This window comes from Reichenbachiella sp. 5M10, from assembly GCF_002742335.1.
In the GTDB taxonomy this organism is placed as follows: domain Bacteria; phylum Bacteroidota; class Bacteroidia; order Cytophagales; family Cyclobacteriaceae; genus Reichenbachiella.
Genome location: NZ_MDGR01000007.1, coordinates 3,544,891 through 3,559,591, shown reverse-complemented (window position 1 = coordinate 3,559,591; position 14,701 = coordinate 3,544,891). Strand labels below are relative to the sequence as shown.

8 protein-coding genes are annotated in these 14,701 nt (G+C 46.5%); 7 read left to right on the top strand and 1 reads right to left on the bottom strand.

The window, feature by feature from the left end; genetic code table 11:
* Window positions 1-85 precede the first annotated feature (85 nt).
* Window positions 86-1,600, top strand: coding sequence for an NAD(P)H-hydrate dehydratase (locus tag BFP72_RS14235; protein ID WP_099599769.1), 1,515 nt, complete (start codon window positions 86-88; stop codon window positions 1,598-1,600).
* 135 nt (window positions 1,601-1,735) lie between these two features.
* Window positions 1,736-2,125 carry a T9SS type A sorting domain-containing protein gene (locus tag BFP72_RS14230; protein WP_099599768.1) on the top strand — a complete coding sequence of 130 codons (390 nt, stop codon included), beginning with the start codon at window positions 1,736-1,738 and terminating at the stop codon, window positions 2,123-2,125.
* Between the two features lie 104 nt (window positions 2,126-2,229).
* On the opposite strand, the gene BFP72_RS14225 is transcribed toward BFP72_RS14230, so the two are convergent.
* On the bottom strand, window positions 2,230-5,181 hold the full coding sequence (locus BFP72_RS14225) for a DUF2723 domain-containing protein (RefSeq protein ID WP_099599767.1): 2,952 nt from the start codon (window positions 5,179-5,181) through the stop codon (window positions 2,230-2,232).
* A 196-nt stretch (window positions 5,182-5,377) separates the two neighbouring features.
* Between BFP72_RS14225 and BFP72_RS14220 the strand changes: the two genes are divergently transcribed.
* The 5 genes from BFP72_RS14220 (at window position 5,378) to BFP72_RS14200 (ending at window position 14,626) form a co-directional block, all read left to right on the top strand.
* Complete coding sequence (locus BFP72_RS14220) at window positions 5,378-7,858, top strand: M1 family metallopeptidase (RefSeq protein ID WP_158233418.1); 2,481 nt, start codon at window positions 5,378-5,380, stop codon at window positions 7,856-7,858.
* A 114-nt stretch (window positions 7,859-7,972) separates the two neighbouring features.
* Window positions 7,973-8,533, top strand: coding sequence for an RNA polymerase sigma factor (locus tag BFP72_RS14215; RefSeq protein ID WP_099599765.1), 561 nt, complete (start codon window positions 7,973-7,975; stop codon window positions 8,531-8,533).
* Between the two features lie 82 nt (window positions 8,534-8,615).
* The gene (locus BFP72_RS14210; protein WP_099599764.1) at window positions 8,616-9,557 is read left to right on the top strand and encodes a FecR family protein; all 942 of its coding nucleotides are present in this window, start codon (window positions 8,616-8,618) and stop codon (window positions 9,555-9,557) included.
* Window positions 9,558-9,630: 73 nt separating this feature from the next.
* Complete coding sequence (locus BFP72_RS14205) at window positions 9,631-12,870, top strand: SusC/RagA family TonB-linked outer membrane protein (protein WP_099599763.1); 3,240 nt, start codon at window positions 9,631-9,633, stop codon at window positions 12,868-12,870.
* A 7-nt stretch (window positions 12,871-12,877) separates the two neighbouring features.
* Entirely contained in the window at window positions 12,878-14,626 is a 1,749-nt protein-coding gene (locus tag BFP72_RS14200; RefSeq protein WP_099599762.1) for a RagB/SusD family nutrient uptake outer membrane protein, read from the top strand.
* Window positions 14,627-14,701: the final 75 nt, after the last annotated feature.

The window sequence follows — 14,701 nt, the reverse complement described above, 5'->3', positions numbered from 1 at the left end:
ACCAGCGGGGTAGTTTTTCTTAATATTAGGGCAATCACCTAAGTCTCTTTATTCATTAAATTGGTCGTTTTAAAATCATAACTGCATGAACATCAATCTTTGCCTCAAAATTCTCAATGCCGCACAAATCCACCAAACAGACCAGCATACGATCGCTCATGAGCCGATTGCATCTGTGGATCTAATGGAACGAGCCGCCACTTGTTTTGTACACGCTTTTCGCGAGCACTATACGATGGACGAACCTGTCAGGGTGTTTTGTGGGAGGGGAAACAATGGAGGGGACGGCTTGGCTATCGCTCGACTGTTGCTAGATGCAGGGTATGGTGTAGAAGTGTGCCTGCTTGGTGAGGAGGACCAAGGAACGCCCGATTTTCTACTCAATCTACAAAGATTGAAAGGCATGTTAGATCCCATTTGCATACGACGAAAAATGGATCTTCCCCCAATAGCAGAGGGAGAAATCATAGTGGACGCTCTGTTTGGATCAGGTTTGTCAAGACCCATTGAGGGGATGTATGCTGCATGTATCGAAGCAATAAATGAGAATGCTGCACACGTTGTAGCGGTTGATATCGCCTCGGGATTGGGATGTGATCAATGCTACGATGAGGGAAGCGTGATGCTGGTGAGACATACGATTACTTTTCAGTCTCCCAAGCTGATGCAGTTACTCCCAGAGAATGATCCGCATGTCGGACATTTGGAAGTCGTGGATATCGGACTGGATGCAAAGTTTATTGCTACCATTCCGTCCACCTATTACTTGATGACTCAACCTTTCGTCCGGTCGATGTTTCAGCCTCGCAAGAAGTTTGCCCACAAGGGAGATGCAGGTCGCGCCATGATTGTAGCAGGGAGTTATGGAATGATGGGGGCAGCGGTATTGGCTGCTGGGGCTTGTCTACGCACAGGGGTAGGACTCCTGACGATGTGTCTGCCCCGATGTGGTGTGAATATCATGCAGACAAGTGTGCCAGAAGCAATGGTAAGGCCTACGGCTGGAGATTGGATCGAAGGGTTTATTGATTTGGAGGGCTTTGATGTCGTAGGAGTGGGGCCTGGTATCGGTACGGAACAGCAGACTGCCGATTGTCTGAAACTACTGATAGGGTCCAGCAAAGTGCCGTTGGTTCTGGATGCAGATGCCTTGAATATACTGAGTCAGCATCCTACTTGGTTGGAGTACTTGCCCAAGGGTAGTGTTTTGACTCCCCATCCAGGGGAGTTTAGACGTCTGGTGGGGGAGTGGGACAGTGATATCCACAAGTTGCAGCTGCTGGTTGAATTTGCGGAGCGCTATGAAGTGAATGTCTTGCTCAAGGGAGCACATACCGCTGTGGCAAACCCATCGGGACAGCTCTTCTTCAATTCAACAGGGAATCCAGGTATGGCGACTGGCGGTAGTGGAGATGTACTGACGGGAATGGTTACTTCCCTGATGGCGCAGAAGTACAGTGGATTGGAAGCGGCACTGATGGCATGCTATCTCCACGGTTTGGCTGGAGATCTCTATGCTCACCAATGGAACGAACAAAGTTTGATTGCTTCGGATCTCGTGGATTGTATCCCTGGTGCCTACCTAGAAATGGGGATTTGATCTGTTTTTTGACAGGTGCTGTTCCATTATGATCTCAAAATAGAGCAACTTTAAAATTAAATTATTATATTCATTTAAACCATATCGAGATTATTCTCGTTGTTTTTGCAGCAGTGTTTCTAGAGCGTAACAAATATGAAAACAAAAGGAGTCATATTGGGTCTCATATTGAGCAGTGTTGTCTTTGTATCACGAGGACAATCCACTGACTCTGCGCCCGTATATGCTTCTAATTCGGAAACGGGGCTCTATCAAGAGCCAGTGCTTCAGCTTGACAATCAAATAGACATCTATCCCAATCCTTCGGTCGAATTTGTCATCATTAACATCAAGAACTCCACATTGAGAGATGTATCATTTCAGTTGCACAGCGTGATAGGCAATACGGTGACCGTCGAGGCAGAGAAAATAGCCAAGGATCGATTCAAGATTGATTTGAGGACCTTTTCTTCAGGGTATTACTTCCTCATCATAGAGGACGAATTGAGCCAATTCAAGCAAGCTCACAAGTTTTTGAAAAAATAATAAGTTCGCAAATATAATTTACGGTTGAATAAGTAAAAGAAAAGCCCGAGCAGTTGCTTGGGCTTTTCTTTTGTCTTTGCGGGAAATGTGTACTCTCTAGGATGTTACTGCTGCACCATGCCGTAGTAGTTGCGAAAGAGTGTTTCGTACTTCTGAGCGAGCTCGTTGTTGTCTGCGGCCCTGAAGGTCCTCGCTAGTTCGCTCAGTGAGATTAGGTTTTTCTGCAATTCGAAGCGGTCATTGATACCTTCTTCAAACATGTATGCGAGGGTTTCGTCTGCGCGTGTTCCGATTTTTTCTGCCATTTTGGTGGCTCTTTCTTCCTCGTTGAGGATCATCAGATAGTTGACTTGCTGTACACTGAAGTGGTCAAATCGAATGGCATCATCAGGCATCACCTCGAGGCATTTGAAGACGGCCTCTTTGGCTCGCTCCGTATCTCCTTCGAGGAGCAATGCGTCGATGAGTGTATTGAATGTCGCACGATGGTTGAGTACGAAGTTTCGGTAATCTTCTGAGTAGTACACGTCAGGGTTGTCGAGTTCTCTCCAGTGGAAGTTGTTCATCAAATTGTCGAACATCTTGTCGGTATCGACCATCATCTCATTGCCTGCTGGGTTGGCTATCGGTAGCAATCGAAACGCATTCCCTTCTTGCATCATATATTTTTTGATGTTGAAGTTGACACTTGATGCGGAGGTGTTGTTGAAATAGATTGGACGTTCCCAGTTGTTGTTGACGATGAGATCAAGGATCGCAAGGTCTTTTTTCTCCAATCCGTTTCCTTTCATGCTCCAGGTCATTTTGTCCACGAGCATTTTTTCGTACTTCTCAGGGATGATACCTTGGGTTTGTACACGTGCCGTGTCTACGTCTAGATAGAAGTTTTTGGCGGGTACTGAGTTGTACTTGCTGATTGAGGTAGGGACCTGTAGTGCAGGATGCTCTTCGTTGATGAGTTTGATGAACTGCTTGGCATTCATGACTCCTCCTTTGATGTTTTGTCTTTCGACCAACGGGAGGTAATCATTGAGGCCACCCTGTGCGTATCTTTCTAGACTCAATCCAAACGGGAGAGGCTTGGACTCGTAAGCATCTCGCATCATTTGGGCGATGTACCAGTCCGTGTTGAAGTAGCTAAGTACGATGACTCGTACGTCTGTACGGAAGCCTTCGACCTCTTGTACATACCAAAGAGGGAAGGTATCGTTGTCTCCACCGGTAAAGATGATGGCATTTTCCTCACAAGAGGCCAAGAAATTTTTTGCCGAATCTACGGAGAAGTATCGGTCAGATCTATCGTGATCATCCCACCCCTCGGATGCCATGATGGCTGGAGCGGACAAACAAAGTACGATAGACAAGATCGCTGCGACGTTGCCTGCTTTGACGAGTTTGCGGAGTCCTCTGAAAATCGGAATCACAGCTAGCCCTATCCAAAACGCAAAAGCGTAATATGATCCAGCATAGATGTAGTCTCTTTCTCGTGGCTCGGTCGGTGGGGAGTTGAGATAGAGCACGATGGCGACTCCAGTCAAAAAGAAGAGCATTGCGACGAAGGCAAAGTTTCTTGGGTCTTTGTAGTACTGAAAGAACAAGCCAATGATTCCTAACAATAGCGGGATCATGAAGAACTTGTTGCGGCCTTTGTTTTCGTCGAGCATGGATGGTACGTCAGCGAGAGCTTCGGGTATGCTGAGCCAACTTGCTCCTTGGATATCGGAGGCTCTACCGGCGAAATTCCACATGAAGTAGCGGAAATACATGGTGCCAATCTGATGGCGAAGCATGAAGTAGATGTTGTCAGAGAAACTCGGTTTTTCACCTTTCTTTAACCCCATTACTTCGCGGTATTTTTGGATGTGTCCTGGTTGCGCACTGTAGGTCCTAGGAAGGATCGTAGTTTGCTTTGGATCGTATCTGTACTCTAGTTTGTAGTCCGAGATTTCGTATTTTTCCTTTCCTTTTTTGTACACGGCGGCTCCTTTGTCCTGACCGATCAGTTCGGCGGTGAAGTACTGTCCATGTAGGAGCGGACGACTACCGTATTGCTCGCGCTTGAGGTAAGAGACGTAGCTCAATACATCCTCTGGGTTGTTTTCGTCAATGGGAGGATTGTAGTTGGAGCGAATCAATACGATCGAATACGAAGAGTAGCCGATCAATATGAATGCAAAGGACACCAAGATGGTGTTCATGGTGACTTTGTTGTTTTGTACAGAGTAGTAGATTCCGTAAATCAATCCTCCTAAACAGACGACCACAAAGAAGATGATCCCCGAACCAAATGGGAGACCGAGGTTGTTGACAAAGAATATTTCTAGGACACTGGCCATACTCGGGAGACCAGGAATCACACCACTCATGATGATTATGACTATGGCACCACTGGCGGCAAGTGTGACTATTATTCCTTTGGTGCTGACTTTGTTTCTTTTTTTGAAATAATAGATCAATCCCAGTGCAGGGATGGTGACGAGGTTGAGCAAGTGGACACCTATAGATAGGCCAACGACAAATGCAATCAAGATGATCCAACGGTTTTCGTCCGAAGGATCTTGGATGTTTTCCCACTTAAGCATCGCCCACACGACAAATGCAGTAAAGAACGAAGACATCGCATACACCTCTGCCTCTACTGCCGAAAACCAAAAGGAGTCGGAAAAGGTATAGGCGAGTGCGCCGATGACTCCACTGCCGATGATCAACAAATAGTTGGTGAGGTTGGCTTCTGTGGGGACTAGTTTTTTGGCAATATGCGTGATTGACCAAAACAGAAATAAAATCGTGAAACCACTGCTCAATACACTGAGCATGTTGATCCAGTAGGCTACTTTTTCGACATCCCCACCTGCAAAGAATGAGAATAAGCGACCCAAAAGCAGAAAGAGTGGCGCTCCTGGTGGGTGAGGTACTTCGAGTTTGTAGGATACAGCTATGAACTCTCCGCAATCCCAAAAACTGGCAGTCGGCTCTACGGTCAAAGCATAAACGGTGGTGGCGATCAAGAAGATGATCCAGCCGGTTATGTTGTTAAGTCTGTTGTAATCAATCATGAATGTATAATAATTAGACTGGCGAAAATAGTAATTATTGGGCAAAGAGGGGTGGACTTTGATCTTATCTTGCAACGGTCTGCGTCGACGAGTTCGATTTTATCTTTTGTCAACAGTCATGTGGATCAAGTATTATATTATAAATTCGTCTCCAGTATTATTTTTCACGGCTGATCACAGCCCAATCTTGACAAGTATGCGCACATTGACGTCTCTAGTTTGTATGGTTTTGGTGTCTCTCATGATCACTCCACTTTGGGCTCAGGAGGATTCGTCTGGGTATGAGTATTCGGCTTGGATGCAATATCGTGCTTCGGAAACTCGCTATTTTGATTTGCTTCATACCGACTTGCAGGTATCCTTCGATTGGGAGAGGCAGGAGCTCATTGGTCTGGCAGTCCTAGAGCTCAGGCCGTATTTTTATGCCCAGGAGGATGTGACGCTTGACGCTAAAGCCATGGAGATCAAATCGGTCGTTTTGCGTGGGGCAGATGGACAATCCAGAGCGCTAACTTATGAGTACGATGATGCTGAGCTTCATGTGTTGCTTGGACGTGTGTATGAGCGTACAGATACGTTGATGTTGGCTATCGAATACATCGCCAAACCCAACGAATGGGAAGCGGGTGGCAGTGAAGCGATCACTTCTGACAAGGGGCTTTACTTCATCAATGCGGACGGGACCGACCCCAACAAACCACAGCAGATTTGGACACAAGGGGAGACGGAAGCTAGTTCGATTTGGTTTCCGACGATTGATGCACCGAATGAGCGCTGTACGCAACAGATCGCCATCACGGTTCAAAACAAATACAATACTTTGTCCAATGGATTGATGATTGATCAGCAAGATCACGGGGATGGGACGCGTACCGATACCTGGCGCTTGGAGATCCCTCATGCACCCTATCTGTTTATGATGGCTGTGGGTGAGTACGCAGTGATTCGGGATCAGTGGAGGGAGATGCCACTGGCCTATCATGTGGAGAAGGATTATGCCGAAGACGCTCAGGCGATATTTGGGCATACACCCGAAATGATAGAATTGTTTTCTCAGCTATTTGGGGTGGATTATCCTTGGCCCAAATATGATCAGATCATCGTACGGGACTTTGTCTCTGGTGCGATGGAGAATACCACCGCTTCGGTATTTATGGAGCGAGCACAGGTACACAAAAAGGAACTATTGGATTACAACTGGGATGATTATATCTCTCATGAACTGTCGCATCAGTGGTTTGGAGACTATGTGACCTGTGAGTCCTGGTCCAATCTGACGCTCAACGAAGGGTTTGCCAGCTATGCGGAGTATCTGTGGAACGAACATAAATATGGTCTCGATGAAGCAGACTACAACTTGCTCAGTGACCGAGAGGTTTATTTTGAGGAGGCAAGCGATGAGCCAAAAGAATTGATACGCTACTACTATGAGGACCAAGAGGATATGTTTGATAGTCATTCCTACAACAAAGGGGCAGCAGTGATTCATATGTTGAGAAACTACCTTGGGGATGATGCCTTTTTTCTTGGGATCAAGGAGTACTTGACCACCCACGCGCTGGAGTCTGTAGAAATAGCGGATTTGCGTGTTGCATTCGAAAAGGTATGTGGCGAGGACCTCAATTGGTTCTTTGACCAGTGGTTCTTTTTCGAAGGGCATCCAGAGATCATTGTGAGTCAACTGTACGAGCAGGACACGTTGACATTGACCGTGCAGCAAGTGCAAGGAGAAGAGAGTCCTATATATAAATTGCCTTTGTTCATAGATATATGGTCAGAGGGCAAGAGTCAAAACTACCCAGTGATCCTTGAAGATGAGGTGGAGAGCTATCAGTTTTATTTGCCAGTAGAACCAGATTTGGTAGTCTTTGATAGCGAGCGACAATTGCTGGCAGAGGTCACTCACGCTAAGTCTGCCGAAGAGTATGCTTTTCAGATGAAACATTCGAAGAGTTACCAAAGCCGGCAGGAGGCTGTAGAGGCGCTGTTTCTGATCAAGGATAAAAAAATCCAGCAATCGATTCTGACTGCTGCGTTGCAAGACCCGTTTTATGCGATTCAGCAGAGCGCACTCGATTATATGATTGCCCATGAGGTCAAGCCCAAAAAATATGCAGAACTCATCGATGAGGCGAGTCAAAATGAATCCTCGAAGGTGAGAAGCTATGCGTTGCGTTATTTGGCAGAGGATGATTTCGAGGAGCACCGAGACAAGATCCAACAGTCACTTGATGACCCGTCTTATCTGGTGCAGAGTGTGGCACTGGCGAGTTGGGTCGAAAACGGAGAAACGCTGACTTCTGCCCAGTTGAAAGCATTTTCGGCCGAAGACAACATCAACATCCTTTTGGCTATGTCGGAGTATTACAATCTGCAAACCGACGATGCTTCCTACGATTGGTACGTCGGTAAATTTGGTCACATTGATGAGGAGGCCTTGTACTATCTGCTGCAGAGCTATGCCGAAAAATTGGTCGATGCACCAGAAGCACGCAAAGCAGAGGCCGTCAAGATATACAATGACATAGCCCGTGAGCATGCCAGCTACATCGCCAGGCTGTCGGCCTTTCAGGGGCTACTGCTCATGTCGGATGTCGAAGGGGTTGATCAGATGCTTGATGAGATCAAAGCAGAGGAAAAGGACCAACGGCTCCAAGCGTATTACGACCAGTTCTAGCCACTGATACAGTGACGTATCGAATTCATAATAAAATAATTTTGTCTTAAATGAATAGAAGCATAGTGAGGATAACTTGCTAGGGAAAATCAATGCAACAGTGATACCCTAGCCATGAGCTACCCGAGTGATGCCGAACTTCTGGATTTATTGAAAAAGGACGGTAGACGTGCTTTTGACACGATCTATCGGAAGTACTGGGAGCAGTTGTATCTCTATGCTTTCAGAATGTCAGCAGATCGTGAGCTTGCCCAAAACATCATCCAAGATGTATTTGTTGGACTATGGCACAAATTGGACCATCTTGAGATCACTGCTTTGGATACCTATTTGTTTCAAGCGGTCAAGTACCAAGTGTTCAAACACTACCGAAATCAGAAGTTTTCTAGAGAAGTACTCGAGAGCCAGTTCGAAGAGTTCGTGGTAGAGAATCCCATATCAGCTGCAGATTCAGAATTGTCTCAGTCTATTTTTACCTTCATCAACCAGTTGCCTGAAAAACGCAAGGAGATATTTCTGATGAACAAACTGCACGACCTGAGTATCGAGCAGATTGCCGTCGAAATGAAGATTTCCAAACAGACTGTTAAGAATCAATTGACATCTGCCTTGAAGCAGCTTCGTCTCGATCTCAATGACCTCATGCTACTCTTGCTAGGGCTCTTCTTTTGGTAACGATTCCTTGATCTATTCGTAACACGGCGCGATAGTACGATCCCTAGTGCTTGGGTACTCTCCTACGAACAAGTAATTGAAGATGAAGAAGAGGACTCACATATTGGCTGTACTCGTGGACAAGTATCTCCGCCAAAAGACGACCCGAGAAGAAGAAAACCTATTGGACGATTTTGCGACAAGCCGTCGAGGGGGAGATGAATGGGATGATCAGGTTCTAGGAGGAAAAGAGGAGGTAAGCCAAAAGATATGGAGGCAAATCCACACGACCATCGATCATGAAGAGAGTAAGGTACGACCACTGTATCTATCACGGTATCGCATATCGATAGCTGCGAGTGTCTTGCTGGTGCTTGGACTGGGGTTACTTGTAAGTCGCCCATGGATGTCTCATACATATTTGCTGTCGACAGGCGCGGCGATGGATTCGGTTCAGATGGTAGACGGGTCGATGATCTACCTAGGGGCACATTCTACACTGAGCTATACATCGGATTACAATGAGACTAGCAGAGCGATTACCTTGAAGAGAGGCAATGCTTTCTTTGATGTGACCAAAAATCCAGACAAGCCTTTTGTGATTCGCTCTGGAGCGATAGAGACGACGGTGCTGGGTACTTCATTCAATATTGAGATGGAACAAGAGCACTACAGGGTCAGTGTTCGCACTGGAAAGGTGCGTGTGGCATCTGCTACCGCAGCGGTCAATCTGCTGCCCAATCAGGAAGCTTATTTTGCGAAATCTACCCAACATCTGGATATGAGGCCTATATCTAGCCCCGTCCTCACACAGTGGTTTGAACGTGACCTAGCCCTCACCAAGGTGAGTTTAGAAGAAGTGCTCGCGGTGCTTGAGTATAAGTTTGGGGTGAAATCACAAGTAGCTCACCGTGAAGTACTCGATACGCAGGTGACGCTGCATATCCCTGAGGGAGCAACGCTAGATCAGGTCATTGTACAATTGAACTATATAACCAATAATCTCAAAATAGAAATGCATGGAGAAAAAATCACGATAGAATAATAGCAAAAAAACCGCAGTTGCGCCAACAACTACGGTATCAAATCAAAGCATTGTAAAAACAAATACTTAAATAATGTATTCAAATATAATTTTTTATAAATCAAAAACAACGGCGTGCCTCGTAATCCTATTGATGGCGATGGCTGCTGCATGGCCGACTTGGGCCAAAGGAGATTTTCCTCAAATCAATTTAGAAATCAAGAATGCTAGCCTCGTGCAAATATTTGCGCAGTTGAGTGAGCAGACGGAGTACAAGTTTAGCTACGGAGAGCATATTATTTCGGATCAGTCAGCGTATACTGTAGCCTACAAAAACAAGCAGCTTAGAGAAGCCTTGGATCTATTGTCGGAGGAGGCGGGGTTCAGCTACACGGTGTTGGATCAAATGGTGTTGGTTCGAAAAAATCAAGCCCCCGAATTTGGGCCCGTCGAGGAAGTCAAAGGGCGTGTTGTGGATGAAAACAATATGCCACTTCCTGGTGCCAATGTGATCGAGGTAGGGACTACCAATGGAGTAGTGACCAACGTCAACGGCGAATTTACGATCGAGCTGTCAGAGGCAGGAGCTCGGGTGACGGTATCGTTCATCGGCTATGACTCAGAGGAGACTGCATCTAGCGCCAACATGGTCGTGCAACTATTTCCTAGCTTGCAGAGCTTGCAAGAAGTGGTAGTGATAGGGTACGGCACTACTTCCAAAGCGGATGTGACGGGTTCGCTGACCAAAGTCGACAGTGACCATTTCCGACAAGGAATCAATACCTCGCCTGAGCTCCTCCTCCAGGGGAAAGCTGCAGGGGTACGTGTGATCAGTTCGAGTGGAGAGCCTGGTGCTGGTGTGGACGTAATGATACGTGGAGCGGGATCGATTCGTAGTGGCAATTCACCACTATTTGTGGTGGATGGTGTTCCGCTGAGCAATGCAGACGTGAGTCCAGGAGGTCCCGATAGTGGAATTGGGGGCTCTCGGGCCAAAAATCCACTCAATTTTCTCAATCCATCTGACATAGCATCTATCAGCGTGCTCAAGGATGCATCGGCCGCAGCGATCTATGGTGCCCGTGGGTCCAACGGTGTGATTATTATCACGACCAAAAAGGGTAGAAAGGATGAAGGAACCCTAACCTTGGATAGCTATGTAGGAGTTTCTCAAGTAGCCAAAAAATTGGATTTGCTGGATGCGAAGACATATGCCGCCAACAATCCTGATCAAGTGTATGATCCCAACGTGTCCACAGATTGGCAGGATGAGGTGTTTAGAAATGCACTCACGACGAGCAATAGCCTGTCGTTTTCGAAGGGGACGGATTCGGGCAATTACTATGCATCTATCAGTCAAATGGACCAGGAAGGAGTGATCACTGGAAGTGATTTTGAGCGCCTCTCTGGGCGTATCAATGTGATGGAGTCCTTTTTTGATCAACAGCGCCTCAAGGTCAAATTGAATTTGACAGCCTCACAGACAACGGACCATTCCGTACCCACCAGCGAAAATGCTGGCGCGACGGGAGAGCTGATTACCCACATGCTCAAGGCTAACCCGACCAGGCCAGTGTATGATGCGGATGGAGAGTTGTTTGATTTTGATACCGAAGGGAGCTACAACCCGCTTTATATGTTGGATTTCTACGACGATGAGACGCGTACTTTGCGGGTATTGGGGAATCTCGAAGTGAACTTTAGAATTGTGGATGGGCTGGAGTATCAGTTCAACTATGGTATCGATCGATCTTTTTCAGAGAGAAATACGACGTTTTATCCAAACACTACAGAGATCGAAACCACTGGAGCGTATTACCAGCAGAATTATGAGAATTACAATCACTTGTTGGAGCATTATTTGACGTTCAGCAAGGTCATGGGAGATTCTAAGTTGGATCTTTTGGGAGGATTTTCGTATCAGAAGTTTGAGCGCTCGGGTACCATGTTTGGATTGAGAGAATTGGATGACAATAGTGTAGATCCAGCCAACAATCCAAGCGTGGCAGGCAATCAAGAAGCGATAGAGACGACGGGTTTTGCAGAGATCAACGAGCTGCAGTCGTATTTCGGCCGATTCAATTATACCTACAAAGGGAAATACCTCGTCACTGCATCGATGAGAGCAGACGGGTCGACTCGTTTTGGGGAAAACAACAAGTATGGTTACTTTCCTTCTTTTGCGGCAGGCTGGAATATCTCCGATGAGGGATTCTTAGCACAATCTAGCGTGATCAGTACTTTGAAACTACGCTCAAGTTGGGGGCAGACAGGTAACCAAGAGGTGCCCAACAAGGTGACACAAGAGACCTACTCTACTACATCTAGCAATGGCTACTACCTCAATGGAGAGGATGGAGAGCTGGTCAATGGAGTGACCTATACACGTACGGCCAACCCTGATTTGAAATGGGAAGTGGTGACACAATTTGATGTTGGGTTTGATTTTGATTTGTTCCAAGGAGGGCTCTACGGTAGTATCGATTATTACAACAAAGAGACAACCGATGCAATTCTGTTGTTGCCTGCGATACAGCCCAACTTCTCCAGTGTTTGGACCAATATGGAAGGCAAAATTGTCAATCAAGGAGTAGAGTTTTCTTTGGGAAGTCGTATCATCAATAGCGATAATATCACTTGGACGCTGGACGTAAACGGCGCTACACTAAAAAATGAAGTCAAGAATCTACCCGTCACGGAGATCCTGTCAGGCAATGTGTCTGGATCAGGCGTGTCAGGTGAGACCGTCAACATCTATAAAAATGGCTATGCTGCGGGATCTTACAATCTGTACGAGCACCTGGGATTTGATGAAAACGGTATCTCTCAGTATTCGGACGAAAAGAAAATCACAGAGAGTGCTCTGCCGACCTTTACTTATGGTATCAATACCATGTTTAGATACCGAAACATAGACCTGTCCATGTCTATCATTGGGCAGACGGGGGCTTACTTGTTCAACAATACGAAGTTGGCGACAGATCATATGTCCAATTTCTTGTCGAGCAAAAACGTGACAGAGGATGAGTTGGCATCTGGTCAGTCAGTCAATGACGCTTTGCGTGTGTCGGACTATTATTTGGAAAATTCGGATTTCGTTCGTCTCAACAATGTCCGCCTTGCCTATCATTTCAATACGGCCAATATCAAATGGTTGAAGAACCTGACGCTTTACGCTACAGGTCAAAATCTCGTGACAATTACCGATTATTCGGGCTATGACCCCACCGTCAATACGTCCAAAAACGTGGGAGGGAATTCTTCTCTAGGGATAGACTATGCCAGCTATCCAAGCTCAAGAAGTTATATGATAGGTGCAACCATAAAATTCTAAAAACAAGATGAACTACAAAGATATATTGAAGCCTAGTGCTCTCGTAGCACTGCTGATACTGATAGGATCCATGGGGTGTACAGACCTAGATGAGATCGTGATTGATGAGATCATACCAGAGGATATAGAAACGGTCGAGGGGATCGAAGCATCTCTTTTGTCGGCTACCTATGCCAAGCAAGAAGGAATATTCGCAGATTATGGTGGGGTATGGGCCTTGCAGGAGTTTAGCACGGATGAGGCACTACTTCCTGTCAGGGGTGAAGACTGGAGAGACGGTGGCAAGTGGAAGGAACTCCATGAGTTTGGATGGGGCGCATCCAGCGTAGTGCCTGAGGGGGTATGGAGCCGACTCAACCAAGCAGTCGCTCAAGCGGCGAGTACCATCGATGTGTTGAAGGATAGTCAAGATCCGGATGCGAGTCTTTATTTGGCAGAAGCCAAAGCACTATGGGTATTGTATACCTACTACATCGTCGACCTGTATGGCCAGGTGCCATACCGTGATCCATTGGATTTGGACTACAGCGCGGTACCTGAGATTTTGACGAGTACCGAAGCGATCGATATCTGCATCGCTATGCTAGAGGAGGCTGTACCCGAATTGGCAGAGCATGGGTCGCGAGGGACGGACTCTGGTCGTATGACCAAGGAAGGAGCCTATGCTTTGCTTGCCAAGATTTATCTCAATCGGGCGGTGTATGAGGATCGCTACAACGAGAGTGCTGCCTTTGATTTTGTCAGTAGTGGGTATATGGATCAAGTGATTGATTATACGGATAGACTCATTCAGTCTGGGGTATTCTCTTTGGAACCAGACTATTTTGAGATTTTTGATGTGAGCAATAACAACAACCAAGAGCATATCTTGGCGTATATTCAGAGCAACACAGGAGGGAATACAGGACAGAATGATTTCACGTACTTGTCGATGGGGCGAAACCAAAAAGCCAATCCAGACAACAATCGTGGATCGAATGCTTCCTGTACTACGCCTGATTACTTTGCGACATGGGATGCCAATCGGGACGATCCAAGGTTCCACAAACATACGCTGCTCAACGGAGGAGAAGTCTACCGCAACGATGGCACGGATGTTAGCTTACCCTATGATGGCACCTTTCATTTCAACAGAGGCTTTCAGTCTGGGCAGCAGTATGCGCCAGTGATTGCAGATGGGGCATTCCAGATGGATCCTGCAGATCCATCGCGTGTACTGGTTCAGGCGCTTTATACGGAGAAGACCCCAGATTTACTAATGGATTTTACACCAGAGTTGGATTTTGATGTAGAGGGTGATGCAGCTTTTTCGCAAGACCAAATCAATCGTGGTGTGCGTGTGTTCAAACAAGAGTATGATGCCGAAAACGAAAGAGGAACGGGTGGAGTGAATATTCCGCTGTTTAGACTAGGGGGAGTGTACACGATGCGAGCAGAGGCCAAATTCCGAAAAGGAGATGTGACCGGTGCACTTGCAGATATCAATCTATTGAGAACTTCTCGATGGAGCCTTGATATCGATGGCAATACTTACTACGGGAAGCCGTTGACGGCCTTGGACGAAGAGACACTGTACCGTGAGATTAGTTACGAACTTTATTGGGAGGGTGAGCGACGATCACAGATGATTCGTTTTGGGACTTTTGAGGAGGCATATACTGCCAAGCCAGTTTCTGAGCCTTACCGTAGAGTCTTTGCCATTCCTCAGTTAGAGCTTGATGTCAACAAGGATTTTGTGCAAAACGAAGGGTACTAGATGCAGGTCTGTGATCAGATATATTCTGTTTAATTTGGTTATAAGTGCCACCCCTAGGGGTGGCACTTTTTTTGG